Annotated in this window: 19 protein-coding genes and 1 pseudogene; 6 read left to right on the plus strand and 14 right to left on the minus strand. The window is 34.6% G+C overall.

Translation table 11 applies throughout. From position 1 onward, the window contains the following. Positions 1-184: 184 nt before the first annotated feature. From AC2VOY_RS11950 to AC2VOY_RS11960, 3 genes and pseudogenes are all read left to right on the plus strand, one after another. Positions 185-334, plus strand: a pseudogene (locus tag AC2VOY_RS11950) (type II toxin-antitoxin system RelE/ParE family toxin); the annotation flags it as partial. 264 nt (positions 335-598) lie between these two features. Then, positions 599-820 (plus strand): TA system antitoxin ParD family protein, encoded by a 222-nt coding sequence (locus AC2VOY_RS11955; RefSeq protein WP_491833776.1) that lies wholly within the window; start codon positions 599-601, stop codon positions 818-820. Next, positions 813-1,103: a type II toxin-antitoxin system RelE/ParE family toxin gene (locus AC2VOY_RS11960; RefSeq protein ID WP_491833777.1), complete on the plus strand. Its 291-nt coding sequence runs from the start codon at positions 813-815 to the stop codon at positions 1,101-1,103. The genes AC2VOY_RS11955 and AC2VOY_RS11960 overlap by 8 nt, the downstream gene beginning before the upstream one ends. 142 nt (positions 1,104-1,245) lie before the next feature. On the opposite strand, the gene AC2VOY_RS11965 is transcribed toward AC2VOY_RS11960, so the two are convergent. Further along, positions 1,246-2,097, minus strand: coding sequence for a hypothetical protein (locus AC2VOY_RS11965; protein WP_491833778.1), 852 nt, complete (start codon positions 2,095-2,097; stop codon positions 1,246-1,248). A gap of 650 nt (positions 2,098-2,747) precedes the next feature. Between AC2VOY_RS11965 and AC2VOY_RS11970 the strand changes: the two genes are divergently transcribed. From AC2VOY_RS11970 to AC2VOY_RS11980, 3 genes are read left to right on the plus strand one after another with little or no spacing between them, the layout of a single operon-like run. Further along, the gene (locus AC2VOY_RS11970; protein WP_491833780.1) at positions 2,748-3,320 is read left to right on the plus strand and encodes a hypothetical protein; all 573 of its coding nucleotides are present in this window, start codon (positions 2,748-2,750) and stop codon (positions 3,318-3,320) included. Next, positions 3,310-5,547 carry a site-specific integrase gene (locus tag AC2VOY_RS11975; RefSeq protein ID WP_491833782.1) on the plus strand — a complete coding sequence of 746 codons (2,238 nt, stop codon included), beginning with the start codon at positions 3,310-3,312 and terminating at the stop codon, positions 5,545-5,547. Before AC2VOY_RS11970 ends, AC2VOY_RS11975 begins: the two co-directional genes overlap by 11 nt. Then, positions 5,540-8,572 carry a site-specific integrase gene (locus AC2VOY_RS11980; protein ID WP_491833783.1) on the plus strand — a complete coding sequence of 1,011 codons (3,033 nt, stop codon included), beginning with the start codon at positions 5,540-5,542 and terminating at the stop codon, positions 8,570-8,572. The genes AC2VOY_RS11975 and AC2VOY_RS11980 overlap by 8 nt, the downstream gene beginning before the upstream one ends. 509 nt (positions 8,573-9,081) lie before the next feature. Here the strand turns inward: AC2VOY_RS11980 and AC2VOY_RS11985 are convergent. The 13 genes from AC2VOY_RS11985 to AC2VOY_RS12045 all read right to left on the minus strand — a co-directional run bounded on the left by AC2VOY_RS11985 (position 9,082) and on the right by AC2VOY_RS12045 (position 25,681). After that, a complete protein-coding gene (locus AC2VOY_RS11985; protein ID WP_491833784.1) occupies positions 9,082-9,663 on the minus strand; it encodes a hypothetical protein in 582 nt (193 codons plus the stop codon). Then, complete coding sequence (locus tag AC2VOY_RS11990; protein WP_491833786.1) at positions 9,656-10,594, minus strand: hypothetical protein; 939 nt, start codon at positions 10,592-10,594, stop codon at positions 9,656-9,658. The genes AC2VOY_RS11985 and AC2VOY_RS11990 overlap by 8 nt, the downstream gene beginning before the upstream one ends. After that, a complete protein-coding gene (locus tag AC2VOY_RS11995) occupies positions 10,560-11,594 on the minus strand; it encodes a hypothetical protein (RefSeq protein WP_491833788.1) in 1,035 nt (344 codons plus the stop codon). The genes AC2VOY_RS11990 and AC2VOY_RS11995 overlap by 35 nt, the downstream gene beginning before the upstream one ends. After that, complete coding sequence (locus AC2VOY_RS12000; RefSeq protein WP_491833791.1) at positions 11,575-12,267, minus strand: fimbrial biogenesis chaperone; 693 nt, start codon at positions 12,265-12,267, stop codon at positions 11,575-11,577. Before AC2VOY_RS12000 ends, AC2VOY_RS11995 begins: the two co-directional genes overlap by 20 nt. Beyond that, on the minus strand, positions 12,267-14,882 hold the full coding sequence (locus AC2VOY_RS12005; RefSeq protein WP_491833793.1) for a CS1-pili formation C-terminal domain-containing protein: 2,616 nt from the start codon (positions 14,880-14,882) through the stop codon (positions 12,267-12,269). Before AC2VOY_RS12005 ends, AC2VOY_RS12000 begins: the two co-directional genes overlap by 1 nt. A 158-nt stretch (positions 14,883-15,040) precedes the next feature. Beyond that, entirely contained in the window at positions 15,041-15,634 is a 594-nt protein-coding gene (locus AC2VOY_RS12010) for a hypothetical protein (RefSeq protein ID WP_491833794.1), read from the minus strand. Positions 15,635-15,692: 58 nt separating this feature from the next. After that, the gene (locus tag AC2VOY_RS12015; RefSeq protein ID WP_491833796.1) at positions 15,693-16,319 is read right to left on the minus strand and encodes a hypothetical protein; all 627 of its coding nucleotides are present in this window, start codon (positions 16,317-16,319) and stop codon (positions 15,693-15,695) included. 71 nt (positions 16,320-16,390) lie between these two features. Then, positions 16,391-16,996, minus strand: coding sequence for a hypothetical protein (locus AC2VOY_RS12020; RefSeq protein WP_491833798.1), 606 nt, complete (start codon positions 16,994-16,996; stop codon positions 16,391-16,393). 227 nt (positions 16,997-17,223) lie between these two features. Then, complete coding sequence (locus AC2VOY_RS12025; RefSeq protein WP_491833800.1) at positions 17,224-19,782, minus strand: Ig-like domain-containing protein; 2,559 nt, start codon at positions 19,780-19,782, stop codon at positions 17,224-17,226. A gap of 3 nt (positions 19,783-19,785) precedes the next feature. Beyond that, entirely contained in the window at positions 19,786-20,436 is a 651-nt protein-coding gene (locus AC2VOY_RS12030; protein ID WP_491833802.1) for an EAL domain-containing protein, read from the minus strand. Between the two features lie 110 nt (positions 20,437-20,546). Beyond that, a complete protein-coding gene (locus tag AC2VOY_RS12035; protein WP_491833803.1) occupies positions 20,547-21,434 on the minus strand; it encodes a hypothetical protein in 888 nt (295 codons plus the stop codon). Between the two features lie 438 nt (positions 21,435-21,872). Beyond that, positions 21,873-24,566, minus strand: a complete 2,694-nt coding sequence (locus AC2VOY_RS12040) for an adhesion domain-containing protein (protein WP_491833805.1) — start codon at positions 24,564-24,566, stop codon at positions 21,873-21,875. Positions 24,567-24,787: 221 nt separating this feature from the next. Beyond that, positions 24,788-25,681, minus strand: coding sequence for a hypothetical protein (locus AC2VOY_RS12045; RefSeq protein ID WP_491833807.1), 894 nt, complete (start codon positions 25,679-25,681; stop codon positions 24,788-24,790). Between the last annotated feature and the right edge of the window lie 234 nt (positions 25,682-25,915).

Genomic DNA, 25,915 nt, shown 5'->3' on the forward strand with positions numbered 1-25,915 from the left:
TGAAACTAGTTTTATTATACTAAGGAGAGCTATTATGACTACTGCTAGCGTACGTATTGATCAAGATTTATTTGATAAAGCCACGGTTATAACGAAAACTGAGAAAGAAGCAGGTAAATTAGAGGCCTATTCGTTTGACTAAAATCATAAATATTTTGCAAACACCGAGTTCAAAAAAACGGGTGACTTATCACTTCTGCGTGTATATAAGTCCAAAATGGCAAAGCAACTTACATTATTGGGCGATAGCTATGAAGACGGTACTGTCACCTTAGAATTGATGGCTCTAGGATCTCATGAAAACTTCTACCGTGGCATGAAGAAAATCTATTAGATTACACAAAAATCAACTTTTAACATGTTAATTTTAAAGGTTAATTTGTTATCTATCACATTGGTTCCCTGCGGCATAACTTCCGCTTAAATGGTGAGCCCCGACACCTAAGCCGAGGCTGTCACCTTAACCACTTAACTAACTGAAACCACGGCTGCCACGGGTCGAATCCGTTTTGAAGCGATTGTTATGGTGCAACTTGCAGCACCTGTGGTGATATGCTACATTATCTAAACTAGTTTTATTATACCAAGGAGAGCTATTATGGCTACTGCTAGCGTACGTATTGATCAAGATTTATTTGATAAAGCCACGATTATGGCGAAAGCATTAAACCGCACCACACCGAAACAAATTGAACATTGGGCTAAAATTGGGGAAATGATGGAGGATAACCCTGATCTACCTTACGAGTTTGTAAAGCAAGCAATCATTGCAAAAGCTGAGAAAGAAGCCGGTAAATTAGAGGCCTATTCGTTTGACTAAAATCATAAATATCTTGCAAACACCGAGTTTCAAAAAAACAGTTAAGAAATTGCATAAAAACCAAAAGGCTGATTTAGATAATGTGATTCGAATTCTTTTAGAAGATCCTTATTTAGGTGAGCAAAAAAAGGGTGACTTATCATTTCTGCGTGTATATAAGTTCAAAATGGCAAAGCAACTTACATTATTGGGCTATAGCTATGAAGACGGTACTGTTACCTTAGAATTGATGGCTCTAGGATCTCATGAAAACTTCTACCGTGACATGAAGAAAATCTATTAGATTACACAAAAATAAACTTTTAACATATTAATTTTAAAGGTTGATTCGCTATCTATCACATTGGTTCTCTGCGCCATAACGCTCTTTACACAGCATTTTCCTATTTAAATTACAGCCGACTGCCCACATCCCCCTATTAATTCTAATGGCTCCTAGCGATTGCATTGTTATAACCAATAGGAGAGAACGTATAGCGTTTATCATTAAAGAAAAGCACAGCCGTACTACCTTCTATATCTAATTCAGAAAGTTTATTTGATGCTGATTCAAAAAGACTTAATGTTAAATCATTTTGAATACAATCCATTATTGCAAAATAGTTTTTTCCATTAATCTGAATATATACTTCTTCAGATAATTGAACATTTTGACACGTATTTTTTATATATATTTGTATGTGGTTCATTTTTGAAGGCAAATTCAGATAAGTTCCGATACCTGTATCCTGTAAGTGCTCAACACTTACAAAACCAACAATTTTATTCTTGTTAGAATATAAAGGTGTCATTGATTTATTTTGTAATTTGACCCAATCACTTGCTCTAAGCAAATTTGCGGCACTCAATATTTTTTTAATATCCGAAACTGTAAGGATAGGAATGTCAAAACTGCCAATTAGACTTGTCTGTGTTGCTCTATGTTCAATTAACTCCATCCCTAAATCTGTAAATTTATAGGTGTATATTGACTGTGCAATGGATATATCATTTCCACTGCCAGTCGGTCTATCACGATATTTAATTATTCTGAATTCATTATCTGTACCATTCACACGATATAAAGATACTCTCGAGTACTCTAATTTATCATTATAATAACTATATCCAAGTATTAATTCTGTATATTCATCATAACCATATATACTACTGTCATTTATTGGAAAGATTGCTAGGTGCTCTAAGTCTTGCACATGTTCAGGTTCAGTTTTAGCTTTCATTGCACAAGATGTTAACGCTATTGAAAAAAATATTATATAAATATACTTTATAAACATATATATTCCTTTATATGGTATATCTTTGTTTGCTCTCTTACATACATGGATATTAGATTTTATACTTAATTTGGATTAAATGTAATATCAATCATTATATTAAGATTTTTATTGTATTTTTCATCTTAAGTATAAAGTATACATATAATATAAAACCATCAATATTATTTATATATAAACAAGATCTACTCCATACGATAATTTGTATGCTCGCAAAAAACCAATAAAGACATTAATATTGATCACAATCTGAATATATTATATTTTTCGATGTGAAGTGCAATTATTGCTTACTCTAATTTAACAAGATATTATACTGGTCAATAAACCATATTTGATACTTACCGAAATTTAGGTATTACCACTCAATAAAGAGTGTTATATTTCAATAAGATAAATTTAATTTTTGCTAGAAAAGCTTTGGAGCGTGCGGCGGGAATCGAACCCGCATCATCAGCTTGGAAGGGTTAAACCCAGTTGGATGTTAGAATGTGATATCACACACAAATCCATTTAAAACATACGGTTAAGTGGCGCTTTTAATTTGCATATTACAACATTTAAAACCATTCTTTAAACAAGGTGGTCACTATTTCATAATGACTTACTAGCTACTTTAGGTACTTTTTTCTTAAATAAAGAAGGGTGAGATGCCAGTCATATTATCAAAAATGAAGAAGAAAAACTTATCCGTCAGCATACATCCGATGGCCGAAGACGCCTTTAAATTTTTTCATTCATTTCAGTTTAGATTCGATAAATTTGCTATTGGATTAACTCCTATGGCGAGCACTGCTCATAGTCAAATCTATCGAGCTACCCTCTCTTCCCCAGAGCAATTACACCTAATATCTGGATTTGAATTTTCCGGATTTACTTTAACTTCACTCAATATAAATGATGCAATAATACTCATAGATAATGATCTAACAGATAACGAAATTACTAACTTTTCGTGGGAATGTATCTTACGGGTATTAAACTCATCTGTTCATTATCAGTCATTAGAATCAGTTCGCCATGATTTGAATTTACATGTGCCTTCATTCATTTTGAAAAAATTTTATGACACTGAATATTTGACTCAAAGTACTTTTTCAAAGCTAACTCATATGAGTGTATCAGGTTTAAAAAAGCAAAAGAAAACGAGAAATACATTAGAACCTTCTCACGTAAAACCAGATATATTTTCAACACTGAAGGAGCAGTTTGATGACGAATAACCTTCAAAATAAATCACAATCAATCAGTGAAAAAAGAGCTGAGTTTTACGATGAAATTTTCTACGGAACAGATGATAAAAAAAGCATTATTGCAACAGAAATTATACGACTATATGAGCTGCTTCCCGAGTCATTTCAAAATGAATTTGATGAAATATCATTACTTCTAGAGCAAGCTTATAATTGTCAAAAAACACCAAGTACTATTTTACTGGAAGATATTTATAACACCCTACATGCTCGCAAGCTGATTACTAAACACGAAATAGCAGCTTTCATTACCTCAACGATAAATTTATCTTCGTATGATCAATTAAAGTTTGAACAGTATAAGTCTCTCAGTTTAATAGTGATCACACAACTATATATTCATGGCGATCATCTTCAACAAATTAAAAAGCTCTGCAATGAAATTAGACAATATTCTCTGGGGCATAGAAAACAACTTATTGATCTCTTACCGAAGTTAGACGGGTATTCTTTTTCATCGCTCATCGAATATTTTAATTCAAAAATTGAATCCTTATCGGAGTCTCATAAACAACAATACCTACAGTTAACTTACTATCGAAATCCTATTCGAGCAAGTTATGAAGAACGACCAGGTATCCATCGAAGATTCCGATCAAGAGAGTTTAAAAATGGTAGGGAGTTAACAAAATCTAAACCGCTGATGCTTGATGATTCTCATGATGAATATACAGAAAAAATCATAGAGGTTTCAACACAGCATAAAAATAAAGTGGCTTGGTATGCAGAAGATAATGCTCAACCCGATCGTTCACTATCTCTCGTCTCATCAAAGCAATTTATTAAACGTGGTCGACATCTAAATGCGATGCAAGCCCGGGCAATCAATAGTACCATTACTAAAAATGCTATGTTTCTAACATGTAATATCAATCACACACTAGATTTTGATATTGCATGTGTCCTAAAAGAATGCATTAAAATTTGCAGCACAAGTACTCCTAACATGGACTCTGACGCGGCAACTGTTTTACTTTTGATGCTCTTTACCGGTAATACGTTAAGCGAAATCCAAGAATGGAAAGCAGCAAGGTTAGATGGCTCACGGCATATCATTGGATTAATCAGACATTTCAAATTACCATCTGTTAAAAAGCTAGATAAGGATCTAAAATTTTTAACTAAAAATATACAATCTGATTATTTATTACCTTTACCTTTAAACTTGGTGAGCCACCTAAGAAGCTTTCATTTCAAATCACTTACAAATCATGACATCAAAGAACTACTAGCCAAAATAAAAGCCAAACATCATTTATCTATCAATTTGTCATCCATTGCTCAATATATGAAGCAGACACTAAACCATAAGGGTGTTGATATTTGTATCATTGACTTGATCAATGGCCATCACCCTCAAAATGAACCCGCTAGATTTTACACCCAGATAAAACTTCAAACGCTGCAAGAGAGCTTTACTACATATTGTGAACATCTAAATAAACTCAGCCAATCAGATTATTTACGCGAGCGCCATATTATCAAAGCAGAAGGAGCTATCGGCTCACCATTTTTCATCAGTGAGCAAAAGCTGAAATTATTGTTTAATAAACTCAATGAGTATTTTTATCCTATCATTTATGCCTCACCCTCTTATTTCTCTGAGACCTACCATAATATGTGTGTCATTGAGCTACAGATTATATTAGGGCTAGCTTCTGGTTATCGTCCTGTCAACGACTGGTTTGGCACGATTCATGATATACACTTTGCTACAGGAGAGTACCGCATTGCTGATAAGGAGCGCCATTCTACTTATAGCGGTCGAATTGTGATATTGCCTCCCGTAGCTTTAGATAAATTACAAAACTACTTACGCTATTGCATAGAGGCAGAGCAGTATTTTGCTGCAAGGAACATTAGTTTAAGTCAACGTTATCGCTCGGCAATAGAGGGTGATTCAGCCTTTTGTTTTTATATTAATAAAGGAAGCATTGAAGCTGTAACGCCATCCTCTTACGCAGTACAAATTGATACAATCCTCCCCTTCCAACCGAATTGGACACGCCACTATTTAAGATCGTTCTTGTATTCACAAGGCATATCAGAAGAACTTTGCGCAGCTTGGTTAGGACATATGTATGCAAACCAATTCGCTTTTTCACAATTTAGCCAGCTAAATACAAGTGAGCTTATTTCTATTTCTGATCTTTTACAAAAGCATTTAACGTCATTATTAGGTGGGAAAAATGACTAATCTGACAGGTGAAGCCGAACGTGAAATAAAGCGTATTGAACACATAAATAAAGTGAAAGCTAAGGCTACCGAACTGTTTACGCAAGCTTTTCCAACCCCAGAATCAATATCAACTGAAGAGATGTTTATCCAAGGATGGCGCACCTTTGAAACCAACTTGTTACAAACATTTGGTCAACAGAAGGATTTTCGACAGGCATTTAAGACTGGTGAGTACTTATTCCAACGATACAAAAAGCAATATAATTGGCCCTACTCCCCTCCCGCTACAATTGTCACCAATAAACCGGCAAAGCAAACACGGGACGCTAAGTGGCTCAATAACGCTTGGAATATTTTCGACCAATATAGTCAATGGAGAGAAAAGCATCTCAGCGCGGATACGTCTGATCCTGCACATCGCTACCAGTGTTTGATGCTATCACTGATATTTGAATCGGGACAAATGAATCTTGATGTGGTGCAAGCTTTTCATAAAGGCATCATCAAAGGTAAGCCACTGCCTCTTACAAAATTCAGTTGCTATATTTATCTCCCTCTTCTATTAGAGAACGATAAAATTAACACTAATTCAGAGCATCATGGTGAAAGAGTGACTGAGTATCAGTGCTATCTTTCACTACACACCCTAGCGCAAATTCACTTGTGGTATAAAACGGATAAGCAGTTATGGGAAGCACCAACACATACACAAGCTATTTATAAATGTTTGATTGAAAATTTTCCTGATCCCACACGTCTGCCGAGTCAGTTTAAAACATTTTGCCGCTGCGCAATTACTTGGTATGAGAGACACCAACATACACAGATCAGCCAAGCTTTACTGGAGTATCGAATCGGACGAACCCATTCTTATTCACTGCCAACAAATAATTTAAGGCAAATCATACAACCTCACGTCACGCGACCAGAGGCTAGTTCATTTTATGATTTTCATAGTCAAGTGGATCTTCCAAACCTTTTGATTCCCAAAGCCAGTAGCGACTCAGTGGCAAAAATAGCCGTATCCGATTTCTACTCAGTCATTAAAGAACCTTTTCAACAAACAATTGGAACCAAACTTAGTGCAACAACTCTCAATCATTCACTATCTGATATTACAGATAAATACCAATTAGAAGATTGGCAATATTGCTTTATCGAGTGGCTCAAACATAAACTCACGAACTGTAAGCCTTCAACGGTGAAGAATTACAAAAATACCTTGATAAAAGATTGGATTTATATCAACACTGAGTACCAAATCACCCCATCAATATCATCAGCAAAATTACAAGACATTTATCAAGAACAAATAGACAGGCATAAAAGTGAAAAATCAAAATATCATTTTTCTGCTCGATTAAAAGATTTACATGGCTTCGCCTATGCTTATTTAGGCTTCCCTTTACTTGGTGATGAATTTTTTCATTGCGATGCCACCCAAAAGCACACCAATGCGGGTGTTGTGGACGAGATGACCTTTCGTGCTTTACTTCAACATATCAATACCTTAAATGATATCAATAATATAGATAAAATGGCGCTGCAGACTATCTGTATCTTGTCATATCGCTGTGGGCTTAGAATGATTGAGCTTTATAAGCTTCAGATGAGAAATATCAGTCAGTGCGCTCAGGTATGGATTGAAATTCGATCCAATGGTTTTGGAAATAATAAAACAGCCAGTAGCTTACGCAAAATTCCTGTTTTACCTCTATTACTAGATGAAGAAAAAAATATATTCAACCTTTACCTTCAACATAAAAGAAGTCTATGTAAATCCCAATCAGCACCTTTTTTAACCTTAGGTGAAGATTATGCTAGCCCTTTTAATATGACGGCCACTTCTAATTATGTGGGCAGTTTTTTAAAAATTGCTTCAGGACTTGATCATTTAGTCTTTTATCACCTCAGACATTCATGTCTCAGCCGTTTACAACTAATGCTTGAACTACCCTCACCTTACGACACACTGCCAAATTTTTACCCTTATAAAGAAAAGCAGCATCAAGAGATTCGTCAGTTACTATTTAAGTACTCTTCCATAAAGGGATACTGGGAAATTGCAGCCTTTGCTGGCCATGAAGAACCAGAAATGACCTTTAAACATTACCTACACTTTAGTGACATGCTCGCAGCAGTAAGAAAGCCAGCATACTTACAGTCTATTGACGCTGAAACGGCATTTAAAGCAGGTTTATTTTCACATAATCATTATTGGGCAATGTATCGAAAACACAAGCATAACGTGATCCTCGCTTATGCCTTTAAGCCCTTACTTCATAAGCTTGATGTGAAGGAAATAACGCCGCACACAAATCAATCGTTATACCGAGCAAAAAGTTTGTTGCCAAAAGCCTCAAATAGATTATCCATTGAGCTTTGCTATCAAGTACTGGATTCTATATCAAAAGGACAAGCGATTGACACTTTGGCTTTTAAGTATCGAATACAAGCGAAAACCATACATAACTGGTTGAAGAATGTTAATTATCTTAAATCCTTAAAATCTAGATCTAACCCTTCTCAAAGTAGGCTGTTTAGCTTTGCGCGTGAGCATGCTTTGACACCTGGCCAGCTAAAAACTAAAAAAGAGAAAGAATATGCAAGAAAATTTAATGTCAAATTAAGAGAGCATTACACAAAGTATAAAGATCAATTTACTGATCAAATGAATTACTGTTTGCACCACTGCTCGGTGAGTCAATCCGGAATATATTTTAATAATCCGAAGGAGTTATCGCTATTTTTAGACGCCTTTGCTTTTGCTATTCCAAAGGCACATTGGCGTGTGATGACTCAGTATATGCAATCAAGCACTGTGCTCGAAAAGTGGAAAAAAGCTTATAGTGGATTGAAAGTTATCCATGAGGTCAGTGGTACAAAAACAGGCCGCTCAGGGCACGGCTCTGTACGACTTGAATTGATTAGCCCGGATGAGGAAACCATGATTAAAGACAACCACATGACCAAATACTCATCTCATCTATTGGTCTACCTTTTGTTTTTTACTTTTGTCATGGTGAGGCATACAAAGACTTAATTCAATGATAGAGCAACTGACGAAATTGAGTTTGGAAAATGTGAGTTATCATCTATGCAGTCCTTCATCAATATATACAATTGACTAGTAAAATATATAACGAATAAAATTCGACTCGAAAAACTCTCTGTACATATAAAAGTTCATCAGCTAAAAGCATTTAATTGTGTAAACACACTTTTTCAGTGATATTCTAAATTAGAGTTGTTTCGCACTTTCGATTTAGCCATGTATTTCCAAGGAGTCAACTCTAAAGAAAACTTACGGCTCAGCGACCAAAGAGGAAACTTTACTTGAATTAGGGCTACTTAGCGATAAAAGAAGCCAGTAAGAAATGGACAATGCCTATTCGAAACTGGCGTCAAGCAATGAGCAGATTTATAATTGAATTTGAAGACCGCTTAGAAAAGCACCTTTAATACATGAGGTAGTTACACAGAATATGTTACAGCCTCCATCAATGCCGTTGAAAAATAAGAAATTTAAAAATTAGCCTCGTGCTTATATACCTAAATAAAAAATGGTTTTTTATATAAGGTCACAAACTGATTTATTTCATTATATTTCATTTCATATAAAGTATCGCTAGGGATAGAAAATGTTTCATCAAGTAATTCATCAGACTTCTTCTTGTCATTCAAACAAACTAAAAGGTATTTTTCAATTTCATTATATGTCTTACCAAATTTTGGTTCAGGAATTACCTTCCCTTGTACACGTTTAAATGGTTGGTGTATACCTAAGTAAGCTTCATGATATAAAAATCTATTATGTCCAGACGAAAAAATTAACAAACAAGAAGAAGAGCAATAAGTTTCAACATAAACATCCAAACCTTTACGTCTTACCTCTCTACCAATCTTCATTGCTTGCTCAACACTACCGCCATTTGATTGAATTAATAAACTATCAATACTATTACCTGATGAACGTATTGCAGCTTTAAAACGATTTAACTCATCGTGTGCAACACGTCCATTCATAACTAAAAAATTCTTATTATTAGATTTTATAAATTTATATTCTGCTGCATTAGCACAAGAAACTAAAGTGATAGAATAAATTATAAAAACAAATAAAATCTTAGCCATTTGAGATAACGATATCATTATTAGCATTAACATTAATAATAAAAGAGTGCCCTTTATTAGCAGCACTGCTTGGGTACGATTTTTTATTTGATTGAATTAAATGATTATGTTCTTTACCTATCAACATAAACTGAAGTTCATCATCAGAAGTCACTGGCAATTGTCCTTTAAATACAGCCAAGTTGTTCACAATACCTAGCTGTCCTTTAAACTTGCTCCCAACACTAACTTGCACTTGCTGCCAATCATGCTTTCCGTCCTCATCGACAACTTTAAAAGTAAAAGTATCAACTGTTGCAGTCGATGAATGCTCGTTACTTATTGATTGAACGTCAGCTTTAGATTTAGGTAAATTACCATCAGTAGCTTCATTAACTTTAGAACCTGCAGGTTCAGTAATTTCATCATCTGCTGGTTGACTCATTCCTTCACTAGATTGCTCACTAGCGTCTTCATGAAGAAAATCATACTCAAAACCTAACCCAAAGAAATAATCATTCCCTTCATGATCATGTCTATAATTATTACTAATTACAAAATGTGCATTTTTAGTAATCAAATAATGCAGTTCTAAACCAAGATTACCTTTAACAGATTCTGTTAAGAAGTCTGCACCTAATGTTGGTCGTATGATGTAATTTTTTGATAAATCAAAATCATACCCACTCGATAAAGAAAAGTATGGTTTATTTTTATTCTCATCCGATTTTGTAAAAAGCCCATTAACATTAAATTTATCATAATGATAACCTAAGGCTAAACGAATATAAGAATTCTGAATATCATCTTCATTTTCATAAGAAGTTGAATAAACCCCAGAATTAAAACCTGCAGCAAAATGTGATTCTGCAGCAAAAACATTAGCACTAAATAAAACAGGAATTGCTATTAATACATCATAGATCAATTTCGAATAAAACCTTGACTGCATCTTTATATTCTCCTTCAGCCACTTCTCCCGCAGGTAAATTTTTAAAATAGAAATCAAGATCAAAATTCATATTATCACCTACATATGGTATATTTGAATGTTCTCTAATTTTTTTACCATTTAGAATAACGATAGAATCTTCACATTTAGTGCAATTTAAGCTATATGGGATCACATCTTCTGATTCTGAATGTTCCAAATTAAATGAATCAGGATCCCCTAATGATTCAAAAGTCATCTTTAGACCTGGTTCAATATGACCAGTAACACGAACCAAAAATTTAGTACTACCAGACGCTGTATGATTATTAGTGTCATAATCTATATCAAAATCTCCATCACCAATAATAGACACTGAATCTAGAAATGATGGCGTATAATTAATAGCTATCGTTACTGAAGTCATAGCAGTTTGATAACTTTCGGCAGTTCCATATTTAACCATGTAAGACAACGGTAATTGAACATTTGCATAGTATAAGCCGGAAGGAGCATTACTTTGCTTAAAGTCTTCAACCAATGAATCTAGCTTTATACTACTTCTGTAAAATTCAAACGGCTTATATTTATTTGGCGCACTCAATAACTTTTCCGCTGCACATGAACTATTCCCAGATAATGCATAGTAGCCAGAAGGTGATGCCTCATAGCTACACTTAGCATAGGAAGTCGTTTCATCACTTAGCTCAAATGCGCCACCGTATCGAAACTCTACCCCTGTATGTGAAAACTCAGTTGTTACCGAGCCACCAAGTGATGACTCGAAAACAAGAGTGTTTTGACTACTTTTTTGAAAAGCTGGTCTCCATGCATAAACAGGATGAACATTAACCCCTGAACTGTTTTCCCATATTATTGGTATAATATTTCCATCTACTACATTGGCATTTTTCCAAGTAATTTGGTCACCAACTATATCTGCATTGAGTGTCAAAGCATAAGAATCAAATGAGATAGTAAATAGAAGTGTCAAAAATGAATTAAATAGAAACTTCTTCATTGATCTCTTCATTTGCGTTAATTACATTAAACTTAATATGTGATTTACCCTGTACAGATTCAGGAAGTTTAAATTGCTTCGATGCACCAGATAGTAATTTATATTGATAAATACAATCATTAGTGAACTTCTTGGTGCATACATTCAATACTGCATTTAACATAGTATTGCTGTTATTAGTGAATTGAAATTTATCTTTTCCTACTCTTTTAAGAGCATAATCTAAATTCACTTTTTTAGCTGGATCCATAAAGTAAACTCTATAGCCAAATGCAACGGCTACAGAAGATACGTTTCCTTCAGAGTATGGAACAGGAGTAATATCAACAGCATAGACTTGGTCTTTATTCTCATCACATTTATTTTCTGAGCATTTATTCACCATTCTAATCGTTCTTTTTTCACCTGGACCCAAAATCATCTGTGTAGGACTAATAGAAAAAGTCCAGTTTTCTAAGGTATCTTTATTAACTTTAGTAACTACTTTCTTTCCATTAACATATTCAACCTTAGCCATTTCTAAGTTAATGAACATATCTTTGCCATCATTATTTTCAATAACGACTTCTGCTGAATGCGATTTTGGGTCCGCAGCCTCAAACAGACTGCTGACAGCTATCGCATGAGCATTTATACTGAAAATTGCAAATAAAACACCTAAAAACCTAATCATTACCATACCTCTGAATATTTTTCATCAACACTATTAGTGCTTGCATATTGTTGCATTTTAAATAACAAATCGACTTGATTATCATTATTCGATTTACTTACTTTGGCAAAAACATGCTCATTTCCTGCGAATTGATATTTAAGTATATCAATATTTAAACTATCTAAATTAACAGCCATGCTTGATAATATTTCGTCATCAATCACACCAAGGTAATAATATTGCTCATCACCGTTACCTAAGCCATCGACAACCAACTGCATGCCATTTTCTTCTTCTTTAACACTTGGGAAGCATCGACTAACATATTTCTTATCAGTGCTATCCTCAGTAAATTGACACATTTCGTTATTTGAAGTTAACTTAAATTTCTCACCTTCTTGAACAGATACACTGTAAACACCATCACCAACTCGGCTCACACTAACGCATCCATCACCAATGCAGTCAACATCATTTAAAGGTGAGTTATTAAAGTCTTCAAAATATGTCAAAAACGTTTTTACTTTCTTCAATTTATTATCGACAGATTTAATCGTTCCTGGATAAGTGTACATAGAACCAATCGATTTAGTATTTGAGTGAAACCCACTCACCTCTGTATCTAAATTAAACTTATACTTAGAGTAATCATCTAATCCAACCATTGTATAATCATCACTAATTGACTTTCTATCACTATGGCCTGATAAAGATTGTACGTTTATCAACCCTAAATCATGACTATCGTCAGTAGCAGTATCATTATTTAGTACTAAATATGATCGAGAGCGCTCTGAGGTTGCATAAACTTTGTCTCGTGTAATAACAGTTGTTGACTCTATATCTGCTGAAATATTTCGGTATTCATCATCTGAAACATTCGCAAAAGCATGCGCATCAAAATACTTACCATTTGCAGCTAAGTCACCACCAATAGACGTTTGTGAGTCATTTCCATCAACGTACTCTGATGCATTTATTCCACCCACAACCTTCATATCCGGACTATCATAGACTTCATCGCTATAATTAATATTATTCGCAAGTCGATAACCAGTCAGACTTGAATGTTCTAAACTTGTTGAATAATCAAAAATGTCATTTAAAGGAACAGTCAAGTTTGCTGTCAGAACATTATCGTCATTAGATTTCGTCGAGTAATCTTTCGTCGATGTGAACCCTACATCTAAGCCCATATTTAGGAATAAACTTGTATGGTAATTCACAGAGTAATTTAAAGTATCAATGTTCTTTGAATATTCGTCTCTTTTATTCTCTTCATAATATTTATTTGCATAAAGACTCAAGTTACCAGGGCCGAGATTAAACGAATATGAAATCGTTGATTGTCTATAATCATTGTCCCCATAACGTGCACCGGTTAGATTACTAACATCATCTTTATTCACATCTAAAGATTCATAATTGAACCCAACACCATAAATATTACCGCCTATACTTAATAAGTGGCCATCACCAAGATAGTTAGCAAAAATACCGGCTGTCACATCACCTTCGATATATTTCAAGCCAGTACCGACATGAATATCTTCATCACTTGCTTGTAATGTGCCACCAAAGAGCATTCGACCATCTAGTACAGACATTACACCTGACGTATTCAAATAATCTGTTGTATATTGATTATCTCCACGATCTGCATCGGCGTGATTAAATGAGACAGAATAATCATAGCCACGCACAGAAGTTTGTGATGTGTTGTTATTTATTCTTTTCGTGTAAACTTCTTTACTATAGCCATTCGGTTTCAGCACTAAATCTGCTGTATAATTGCCTTTTGGTAATCGATTAAAATCTATAGTCTGTTGCCCTTTATCAACAGAGTCATTATAGATAGTCACACCATCACGAATTAGCTGAACAGTACCAGCTGCTTTCATGTCATAATATATACGCTTGCCATTTTTAATATCTTTTAGTAAGAGATTATCATTCGAAAACAGTGACACACTGTAAAGTTCAACACCCTGGCTATAATCCAACAAACTTGTTGCGTTATCTTGCAATGAAGAATATTCAGAATAACCAGCTTGAACAGAAAAGCCTTTAAAATCATATTGGTAGTTTAAAGTTTGAACATTATAATCAAGATCATTAGACCCTGCGGTTAAGTCACCATTAAAATCAATATGGCTTTTATTTAGCCCTAGCGTAGCTTCAGTATTGACGCTACCTGTATAACTACCATTATAACCACTCGTATAAACACGATTGGTCATAATTAATGCATTCTGATCTGGGGCTAAGTTGGTAAAATTAGTTTCTCCAACTTGCTCGCTCATGAATGAAGCAGGAACCTGAATTTTTACCGTGTTTTCATCTGATATATACTTAACAACCACATTGTTATTCGTGCTTTCACCAATAACACTGCGCATGACTTCTTGCACTTTGTCTTTCTTTATACCTGACTCCAAGAGTGCCTCTTCTAGCTTCTTGGTTTCATTAACTTTTTTTATTTCGCGAAAATTTGCTTCAACATCAACTGACTCTTCTATTTCATTTGGCAATACAAAATTCACCTGTTTATTTTTAAACATATAAAAATGCTTAAATTCTTCAGGCACATTAGTAGCAAAAGCAACATTAGTGAAAAAAATAAAGAATGCCAATATAGCGTTCTTTCTATTTATACAAAAAAAATACACAGAAGCACCCAAACGTCAAAGATGAAGTTATTATAATAACCCTGCAATCTTTTAAATTAGCAAAAACTAAAAAAAAACAACAGGAGTTGCTAAATAAAAACTGGAGGGGATATTTAGATATATTAAAAGTCTAAGCCAGCCACAAGAACAGCATTTCCTTTACAGCGGTTAACTTTTAAAGAGACATCATCCAAATCATCAAAATTAATAGTAAAACTTTTTTTCATGCCGAGTCCATCTTGCATAGGTACAAGATCATCAAATTCGATAGTTTCTGAAACTGCCAACTCTGTATCTGCTAACATATAATGTGCAAAATCTTTGGCCGTTTCTTCACCATCTGCAAGTTCACAATGGCTATTCAGTTCTTTGGCAGTAATGACATATCCAGCTGGAAAGTTAGAAGGTACATCAGTTTTTAAAATAAGGTTTGTCGTCACTGGCATCAATTGACCAGTATTTTTATTTACAGCGACTTCAAGATTTGGTTGTTCAAATTTAAATTCTTTTATCGTATAAGAATAAAAACTTTCATTTTCAATTGATGCAGATAAATTAATGATTTTTGTAATCGCATCTGAAGCAAAAGAAACATTTGCAATTGAAAATGTAACAATAAAAACTAATAAGTAACTCAACGTTTTAAAATGATAAATCATTATTACTTGTCTTATTATTAAATATTTAAAGCTAGCGCTCTCCGTCCTTGGAGACAATCTATATCCTTATATTTCGGAAGCATCAACATTCAAGAAATGTTGAAAATGTTCACTATTACTTAGCTGGAGTGGCTGGTGCTGCAAATGCAACATCTGCGCGCACAACGGTCGTAGCAGTAATTTTATCACCTGCAATTACAGTAGGAATCTCACCGCCGGTGTGGCTTGCAATTTTCCAGCTTGTTTTCCAAGCGTCGCCATCAGTTACTTCATATTCTGCGCGTGGAGTGATTTCAGAGTTGATTGCACTTGTTTCTGTAATCTTAGCATCAGCGCCTGTCATATCGATGCCTTTTTCAGAAGCAAAAGAAACATAATCAACTTGATAAGTGATTGCACTTACTGCTGCATCGCCGCCATTTGGGAATGTTGAACCGATTGCAGCACCAGGAAGAACTTGCTGAGTCGTTGCATCATAACCATGTACTTCTAGAGGAATTTCGTCTGACTCAAAGCTACCATCGTTATTTACTGTTAGCACACCTTCACGAATTGCGCCGCTGTCAGCACCAGTCATAGTTACCCAGTCACCTGGCACTACTGTAGGAATTTGCGCAACCCAATTAATTTCTGCACTTGTCGTATCTACATCACCATCAGCTGGACCTGTATCACCAACTGCTGCAAATACACCTGCTGAAAACAGACCTAGAAGGCTTACTGCTAAAATTGATTTTTTCATTTTAATTCTCTCTATTAAATTAGGCCTTCCATTAGCCAACTAAAAACCTAAAGCTATAGGCGATTAAATTATTAAAGTTGTGCAAATTCTACGTCTGCACGGACAACAGTTGTTGCGGTGATCTTATCACCTGCAATGACAGTAGGAATCATGCCATCACTTGTACTTTTCACCATCCAAGCTGTTTGCCAAGGCATAGGCGCAGCAGTGAGTGGCTGATATTCTGCATTTGGTGTAATTGGTTGCATAATACTGTCAGTCTCCAAAATCTCTGCATTTGCACCTGTTAGATCAATACCTTTTTCAGAGGCAAACGATACAGGTTCAATTTGATAAGTAATCTTAGATGCAACAACATCTCCAGCCTCACCTTGACCTAAAGCAAGTGGCTCGCCAACCTGACTTGTCTCAGAGTCGTAGTTATGAATCTCTAGGACAATTTTGTCAGATAGAAATGAACCATCATTATTTACTTGAAGCTCACCCTGCTTGATCTCGCCACCAGCTAGACCTGTCATAGTGATCCAGTCACCTGGCACTACTGTTGGAATTTGCGCAACCCAATTAATTTCTGCGCTTGTTGTATCAACATCACCATCTGCTGGACCTGTCTCTGCAGCAAATGCATTTGATGCCAATAGACCTAACATAAAAATAGATAACGTGCTTTTTTTCATTCTAATTCCCCTGTTATTAATATATTTATTTCAAAAGTAAAGTCACGAACAACAACCCTGCCCGACCATCTTATTATTATAAAGTTCCACACATAAAACTTAGCAAATTAAAAAAAATTTAATAAGACCAAGCTAATTCAAATATTATTTAAAAAATGCGCACTATTGCTTTTGGAATATATAAAATAAATAAAGGGTATATAAATATACCCTTTTAATATTAATATTTATTTTTTCTTACAGACAAGATATCTACTATTCGTCATATGTTTATTGTCATAAACAGCCTTGCCATCACTATAATGATTCCAAAATGACATACATGTAGGATCATTTGAGGATCCGCAAGCACCACTATTTAGCCATGTTGCACCATAACCACTTCCTGAATCATTAAATTTCCAAGATGAAGGTGGATATAAATTAGTATAGTTACTCGTTACTGCATCATAACCATGATCTCTACAGTAAACCTGTGGCAGTATCCCTTCAGCGACTATGTTAAGGTTAGATCCAAGATCAATTTGAACAAAATCAAACCTATCCCAACTTGCTGTCACAGACTTGGTCGTAGTATTAAATTCAGCTTGTACTTCACAGCTCTCAGTTGAATTATTTTTTGGCGTAACCTTTGTGATTGCGAAGCCTTCATCATTCGAGATAACCTCTTCAGTGTCGACAGTACAATTTGAGCTTAGCGCTGTAAATACCACAGGGTAGCCGCTTAACACATAATCATCATTCGCAATTTTAGCTTTAATTGTCACTTTATCCGTAGACTCATCATAAGCTGTTTGCTCAATGCTTCTAACTGATCCTGCAATGTAGGTAAGATGCGCATAATCTTCCTCTTCTTTATATGTAATCTTTACAGGTATAGATATATCACTTTTTAGGTCAGCGTTATCATAAGTAACTAAAGCCGTGGCAATCCCATCTGTATTTGTCGAATCATCAGCACTTATTGTTGCATCTTGATATTCTTCAGAGAAAGAAATGCTTTGCCCACTTACTGGGTTTCCGCTGGCATCTAGAACCTTAGCCTCAATTTCATCAACACCGCCGCCAGTTAATTGCTCATCTACCGTGACATCGAATGTTAAACTCGCCGTTTCTGGATCTCCGGTAAACTGAATTGTCGCTTTTCGAATAGCACCATTATATGAAATGCTCACTTCAACATCTTCTGCTGTTGCATCCGTGATATTAAAGACGGCCTTACCCTCAGAGTCTGTATAGACAGTTTCATTATCTAACTGTGCATTGCTTTCAGTGTTAACACTAGCACTTATTGGCTGGTCCTCTATTGGTGTTCCATTATAAGTAAGTTGTGCTACAACTTTTGCCGAATCACTGCCATTAGCAATAACTGGGCCTAAGTTGGATTCTGCTGTTAATATTTCCAAACCACCTTCAGTTAAGCAAGTAACATAATAAAGACTATCGTTACTATCTGACGCAGTACCATCTGATAGACTCACTACTTTATCACCAGTAGAAGTCCAATAAGGAATATCAACAGGCCACCCTTGTTGCGCAGGTTTTTCAGCATTAAAAAAGTTAGTTAATTCATCTTTAGTCGGCAAACGTCCAACAGCCAAACATGAATTTTCAGCATCCTTGAAATTAAATTCTGCAACAACAGCTCCCACACTATCATTATTACTCCCAGTAGCTGGTACACCCTGAGATTGTGTCTCTGATAATGTCAAAGGAGCATGAAAGACTTTTATTTTATATAAAATACTATCCCAATTAGCCTGCGCGGTAGAATCGATAACCATAATTTTAATTAGGGCAACATCATATCCACCATGATGATCTGTGACCACTGCATTGACATAATAATCACCAGCCCAATCAGCTGAAAAATCAAAACTTTTATTCTGGAGATCCTCTGCATCTGTCAAGTTCACCATCGCATTAAATGTATTCACATAAATTAATTGCCAGTCATCCCCGTAGCTATTTGTTACATAAGGAGATAGATCAATAGTCATTGATTCCGTAGCATTAACAGGATCTGGAATGACAATATTATCTTCTATATCAATTCCTGATTTTGCCTCTACAGCAACAGTGACAATCACTTGGCCTGCTAAAACATCCCCTTCAGAATCCTTTAAGCTATATAAAATTGATTCAGTACCTACAAAGTCTGAAGCTGGCGTATAATTGATAATGTTATTAACTGCATCAATCTGAACTTCTGCGCTACTGCTCGTTGATAAAACAGCTGAATCAAGCACATAATCGTCCAGATTAGTCAGATCACCAACCTTCTTCAGCTCTTTAGAGATATCAATATCTAGTTGCTGATCTTGATAGGTGATCATGCCAAAGGGTGTTAATTCTGAGTCATTAACATCCTCTGATACGACAACACGACTGATCCCCGATGTTTTACCTGTTAAATTAGTATTTTCATCATTTGAGTCTATAGCATACTCATAATCACAAACTTTATTTTCATCAGTTGAAACAACGAAACCATCGTCATCTTGGCTTAAAACATTGCAGCCAGGATCTGCAGATAAAACGTCAATCGCACTAATCTTCACTTTGGCATCTGAAGATAGCTCGACTTGATCTGTTAAATCTACACGAAATTGATTGCCCGTTTCTTTTTCAGCAAAACTGTAACTATCTTTAGAGTATGCAGTCACGTATTTTGTGCCTTGATTTCCAGAAGAAGATGCTTCTGAACTATTTGTATTATCTTGGTTACAGGCAACCAATGATAAAGAAATAGATACACACAAAATTATTTTTAAAAATAAATTCATATATTAACTCTTTTTATTAAATAAAAAACCTTGAGCTAAACAGCCATTATTATATGCAAAATCAAGTTGATCATTGGTTTCAATTCCTTCAATAATGACAGAATGACTGAACATTTTTATAAAGGAAATCATTTCACTTAAAAAAGCGCCGCTGTATTCATATAACATCCAGAATACTTTTTTATCAATCTTGATTGCATCAAAACAACCTATATCTAGAGAGGCAAAGTTTGCACCACCTGCCCCAAAATCATCCAGCCAAAACTTAACACCTAAGGAGCTGAAATCTCTATAAAATAATTTATATTCTTGTGTACCAACTAAGTCATAACAAGATTCATTGATCTCAAAAATAATCTCATTTTTCTTATGACAAATCAGGTCTAAAGTTTTGGATTTTAAAAGTTCGCGTAAACCACTATCAATAATCATATTTTTATTTATATTAATAGAGACTTTTATGTTATCTTTATTGGAAATAAAATCAAAAGTTTCATGTAATAATGAATAAGTTGATGATATAGAAATGTTAGTAAAATATTCATCAATCGAACAATTTAAGCTATTCATACACTGAGGTTTAGATAAAACCTCATAATAGCCTATATCCTTTATAGACTTAATCTCTTCTAATCTAAATGTAAAATTACTCATGCGCAGGCCCCAATATAGCATTAATTCTATATTTTATACTGTTACAGAGCCTAAATATTAGCTATCCATATATAAAAAATAAATGAAAAGCTAATAGACATGAATATTAGCTAAAAATCAGATACCAATACAAATTCTTCTGTATTCAATAGCTTAGTATTAGCAATACATTTTTTAATCACATGAAATATCATTTTATTTGATATAAACTGCAACCAATCAAACTTAGCGATATATACCGGACTAAAGTTTCCATTTTCTTTGCTCACGAAAACGAGTTCACCACCTAGTACTTCCATATACTTTATAAACCTTCGGTCTCTAAATGCAAAGTAAGCTCTCTTTGCATTATTTTTATTCAACAAAATATGTGATAACATACAACCTAACAGTATGATAAAATACTCTCGGCAAGAATAATAACTTACATTTACCATAATATCCTCATCATTAATATCTAGTAAATGAGATAAAAAACCTGGCTCTTGGATGAATGATACATGTGAAAGTAAAGTTTTTTCATTACCAATCGTAATTAATGTCGATTGTTGTATAGGACAAAGACTTTCATCATTACTAATCAATTTCGAATAAGTTTTCATCTGACAATAAAAATTGTTTAATTGCTCTGTATGGATAGAGTTTTTTAATAAAGACATAGAAACAACTGCATCGTCTGACATCGAACAGTAATATCTAATCCTATGGTAGCTCTCATCGAGCTCATCAAAAATTTTTGTAAAAACAGATTGTTCTTTTTTGGGAACCGGAGGATCATCAATTAATTCAAAGAACTCCCCCAGAGTCAGCCCAAAAAATTTCGCTAGTAAAATTTGTTTATACAATCCAGGAACGCTTATACCATTGCTCCAACGGCAAAATGTTATATCATCTAAAAACTCAAAACTTTGATGACTAAGTTGTAACTTTGCTATTATTTCTTTCCTTTTAAGAGAGCTTTTCCCTTCCAAGTTTGTCAAAATTTCTGAAAAAATCATAAGTTATAACTTCCCATTATTCATAAGATTACAATTTGTTACATATTATTTGGGTTTCGTAGGTTACACTTTACACAGACCAAAGGTTAGCACCAAAAGAAAAAGTTTTCACCTAGTTGCTAATTACCTGTTTGGAATTTATACGTAACAATTATAAATATACAATCAAGAACGAGTTAAGTTACCGATAATATCCCTCTTTAATTGCATGGATATATAACCTTAATTTAAATGAGCCAATTTACATATAGCTCTTGTATCCTGTTAAGCAAACCTAAGTCATCCATAAAAGATAAATACCATGGTGTTAACACTTACCTTCAAGTCAAAGCAACATGAGTGCCCTTAGTCGTACATATGTTGCGATCAAAAATTATTTGTTTAAAAAATATGCCCAATGTAAATTGAGCATATTAAACTTTGATTTTTATAAATTAATCATTTCTCACATATAATTAATTTACTATAAGCTGAAAGGGATGTACTTAAGCGATATCCTGAATCGGCTCTAATAAATGAAGTAGCAATAGTTCCAGCAGAACAATTTGCGGCACTTGGTGTTCGACGTAATTCACCGGTTAAACCGAAACTTTCAAATTTAGACGACTGACACAGATATCGGATTTCATCTGTTTGCCAACCTTTGGCTTTTAACTCTGCATAATGTTCAACAGTCCAATCCTCGAGTTGATTAGGTTCTGCTTTTTTATAACCATATTCATTACATTTACTTTCAACTTCATCATATTTAATGTTTGAATCCAAAACGACTTGTACGTAAGGGTCTCCACTAAATCGAACTTCAGTGGTTTTATTCTGATCATCCAATGTAATACTCAAGGTTGCCGACATACTACTTCCAAAATTGCCGCTATCCACATCATCTTGATTAAGCATCGATAACACCTTCGCTTCAGCCCAACCATCTTGATCGGTTTTTATAATGGCATGTCCTAGTGCCGGTACTGCTGAGCCGGTATAATCAATCACTCGCATATACGCATTATTGACATAAGAGGCTAACTCGACACCCGGTACTGGATCGCCATTATCATCTGTGACTCGTACTTTAAATTCGTCTACCCCCGCGACCATAGGTTGGTCATTTAAAACAGTTTCAATAGCACCCATTGTTCCGTATTTATGAGTAAAATTCACATCGGTAGTATCAGTCAATTGCACTTCATCAGGTCGCAGATAATTGCCGTAAACACTTGCCGTCATCACATCGCTAGCTTCACCAATCCAACTGATATTAACAGTGCCTTGTCCCTTGTCATCGGTGACTAACTGGTCGGTGCTTAATTTAACGGTTATACCTTCATCATCAGAACCTACGTCAATACTCTCACCTGAAATCGGGTTATCATAAGCATCTAATAATGTTGCTTGGACAACATCATCTGCCTTGGTGATTTCTTGATCATCTATCATTGTAGTAAGCGATAAATCAGCCGTAGCAGGGTCACCAACAAAACTTAACGTCGTTTGACGGTCAACATTATTGTAACGAACGTGTGTTTCGACTTTCTCCGCTTTAATATCGGTAATGATAAAATCCACCTTACCGTTATCATCGGTAATTAAAGTACTATTTTCGATTTGAGCTTGTGAATCATCGGCAACAGACACCGTTAACGGATAATCCGGTAAAGGTACATTGTTAAAGGTTAATTGCGCAATTACGTGAGCTTTATCCACACCGTTGGCAAAAATTGGCCCTAATGATGACTCTGAAGAAAGAATCGATAGGCCGCCTTCGCCTATACAAGAAACATAGTAAGGTTTAGATGAACTTGATTCGCTTACTCCAGTGCCTAAATTAACGACTCTATTTACGTCACTAGTATAAAATGGTAAGTCAGTAGGCCAACCTTGATTAGCTGGCTTAGCTTTCGCATATAAATTTTCTAGTTCATCTTCTGTCGGTAAACGACCAATTAGAGCGCAATATTTTTGTGCAGCGGCATAATCAAACGTCGCAATGGTTGAGTCTACTGAATCATAATTAGAACCAGAAACGGAGATACCTTGGCTTTGCGCTTCACTTAATGTTAGTGGCGCAAAGAAGATGTTTAAATCTAACGGAATATCGTCCCATGTTGCTTGCGAATTAGGGTCAATAACATCTATTTTAATTAGGCTGATGTCATATCCACCGTGATGGTCCGTCACCACAGCATTCACATAATAATCCCCAGGCCAATCAGCTAAAAAATCAAAGCTTTTATTTTGGAAATCCGTTGAATCAGTCAAACTGACCATCGCATTAAATGTATTAACATAAATTAATTGCCAGTCGTCGCCATAACTATTTTTCACATAGGGAGAAAGATCGATAGTCATCGATTCCATCGCATTAGCTGTATCCGGAATAATGATACTATCTTCAATATCAATACCTGATTTCGATTCTTCAGTAACAGTGACAATCACCTGACCAGCTAAAACATTACCTTCCGAATCCTTTAAACTATATAAAATTGGTTCTGTACCTAAGAAATCGTCAGCAGGTGTATATTTTATAATATTGTTATCTGCATCAATATCGACTTGTGCGTTACTGCTCGTTGGTAAAATAGCTGAATCCAATACATAATCGTCAATATTAGTAAAATCACCAACTTTCTTTAACTCTTTGGCAATATCAATTTCTAACTGCTGCTCTTGATATGCAATCATTCCAAATGGTGTTAATTCTGATTCATTAACATCCTCTGATACCACAACACGGCTAACCCCCGATGTTTTACCTGACAATTTTGTGTTCGAATCACTTGCTTGAACAAAATACTCATAATCACAAACTTTATTTTCGTCAGTCGACACAACGAAACCATAGTCATCTTGACTTAAAATATTACACCCTGGATCTGATGATAAAACATCAAGCTCACTAATATTTACCTTTGTCTCTGAAGATAATTCGACTTGATCGGTTAAATCTACACGATATTGATTACCTGTTTCTTTTTCAGCAAAACTATAACTATCTTTAGAATACGCTGTAACATATTCGATACCTTGACTTCTAGAAGATGATGTTGTTGGGCTACTATTACTATCCTGATTACAAGCGACCAATGATGATAAAATAGAAATATACAGAATAAATTTTAAAAAACCTGTCATGTATTAACTCCTTTTATTAAATATAAACCTTGAGCTAAAAATTATTAATATAGGTGCAGTAAACTGCTCATTGGTTTCAATTCCTTGAACAATTAATTTCAACGACAATTCTGATAACGCCATTTATTTCATTTAAAGGCTCCTACTAGATTTATAAAAATGCATTCTCTTTTTCACAACTTTTAAAGATTACTTAGATTTATTTAGGAAAATATATGAAGCTAAAGATCAGATAGCATCATAGCCTTACCTTTATTTAGGCGTTTAGCAATAAAAAAATTTTGTTTTATAATATGAAAAATCGCATTATTTGATATAAATTTTAGCCAATCAAACTTCTCTATATATATCAAACTAAAGTTTCCACTTTCCTTATTAACAAAGACGAGTTCACCTCCTAATGACTCCATATATTTTATAAATCGTTTATCTCTAAAGAATAAAAAAACTCTATTAACTTCACTTTTATTCAATGCAATATATGCAAGCATACAACCAAAAAGTATGATGAAATACTTGCGGCAAGAATAATAACTAACATTAACCATAACGTCATCGTCATTTATATCTAAATTAATTACATGAGATAAAAAACCTGGTTCTTGAATAAATGACACATGCGAAAGTAAAGTTTTTTCATTACCTATCGTTATTACCGTCGATTTTTTTATAGGGCAAAACCTATCAAAATTTGTAATCAAATTAGAGTATGTATTCATCTGGCGATAAAAATTATTTAGTTGTTTTTTATGTATAGAGGATTCTAATAAAGACAATGATATGACTTCATCACCCGACTCAGAAAAATAGCATTTTACTCTATGGTCACTCTCATCGAGATCATCAAAAATTCTTGAAAAAGTAGACAGCTCTTTGTTAGGTATTGGTGCTTCATCTATTAATTCAAAAAATTCTTCCATAGATAGGCCAAAAAACTTTGAAAGTAAAATTTGCTGCGACAACTCAGGTACGCTAGTGCCATTACACCAACGACAAAATTTTATTTCATCAAGAATATCAAAGCTTTCATGACTAAGTTGTAGCTTTTCTATTATCTGATCTCTTTTAAGAGGGCTTCTCCTCTCCAGTGTGGTCAACATTTCAGAAAAAGTCATATGCTATATAATCCACCATTCAAAAAGCCAGTATTTAATAATTACTCTTACACTTTTCTAGTGTTAAACATTTAAGGTGACAATGGCTAGCATCTGAAGAAAAACTTTTTATTAACATGCTAGCAACATACTTGTACATTTGGGATACATAGATGTGAGTAGTTAGCTTGGCCACGATGAATCTTTCCGCCACTAAAAACCCAAACGCCAGACATGTAAAAACACGCAATAAAG

Source organism: Vibrio sp. KMM 9700 (assembly GCF_058545285.1).

Excerpts from the sequence above, each read along its gene's own strand:
- AC2VOY_RS11955 (WP_491833776.1), top strand. The coding sequence starts at position 599 with ATGGCTACTGCTAGCGTACGTATTGATCAAGATTTATTTGATAAAGCC.
- AC2VOY_RS11965 (WP_491833778.1), bottom strand. The coding sequence starts at position 2,097 with ATGTTTATAAAGTATATTTATATAATATTTTTTTCAATAGCGTTAACA.
- AC2VOY_RS11970 (WP_491833780.1), top strand. The coding sequence starts at position 2,748 with ATGCCAGTCATATTATCAAAAATGAAGAAGAAAAACTTATCCGTCAGC.
- AC2VOY_RS11975 (WP_491833782.1), top strand. The coding sequence starts at position 3,310 with ATGACGAATAACCTTCAAAATAAATCACAATCAATCAGTGAAAAAAGA.
- AC2VOY_RS11980 (WP_491833783.1), top strand. The coding sequence starts at position 5,540 with ATGACTAATCTGACAGGTGAAGCCGAACGTGAAATAAAGCGTATTGAA.
- AC2VOY_RS11985 (WP_491833784.1), bottom strand. The coding sequence starts at position 9,663 with ATGGCTAAGATTTTATTTGTTTTTATAATTTATTCTATCACTTTAGTT.
- AC2VOY_RS11990 (WP_491833786.1), bottom strand. The coding sequence starts at position 10,594 with ATGCAGTCAAGGTTTTATTCGAAATTGATCTATGATGTATTAATAGCA.
- AC2VOY_RS11995 (WP_491833788.1), bottom strand. The coding sequence starts at position 11,594 with ATGAAGAAGTTTCTATTTAATTCATTTTTGACACTTCTATTTACTATC.
- AC2VOY_RS12000 (WP_491833791.1), bottom strand. The coding sequence starts at position 12,267 with ATGATTAGGTTTTTAGGTGTTTTATTTGCAATTTTCAGTATAAATGCT.
- AC2VOY_RS12015 (WP_491833796.1), bottom strand. The coding sequence starts at position 16,319 with ATGAAAAAATCAATTTTAGCAGTAAGCCTTCTAGGTCTGTTTTCAGCA.
- AC2VOY_RS12020 (WP_491833798.1), bottom strand. The coding sequence starts at position 16,996 with ATGAAAAAAAGCACGTTATCTATTTTTATGTTAGGTCTATTGGCATCA.
- AC2VOY_RS12025 (WP_491833800.1), bottom strand. The coding sequence starts at position 19,782 with ATGAATTTATTTTTAAAAATAATTTTGTGTGTATCTATTTCTTTATCA.
- AC2VOY_RS12030 (WP_491833802.1), bottom strand. The coding sequence starts at position 20,436 with ATGAGTAATTTTACATTTAGATTAGAAGAGATTAAGTCTATAAAGGAT.
- AC2VOY_RS12035 (WP_491833803.1), bottom strand. The coding sequence starts at position 21,434 with ATGATTTTTTCAGAAATTTTGACAAACTTGGAAGGGAAAAGCTCTCTT.
- AC2VOY_RS12040 (WP_491833805.1), bottom strand. The coding sequence starts at position 24,566 with ATGACAGGTTTTTTAAAATTTATTCTGTATATTTCTATTTTATCATCA.
- AC2VOY_RS12045 (WP_491833807.1), bottom strand. The coding sequence starts at position 25,681 with ATGACTTTTTCTGAAATGTTGACCACACTGGAGAGGAGAAGCCCTCTT.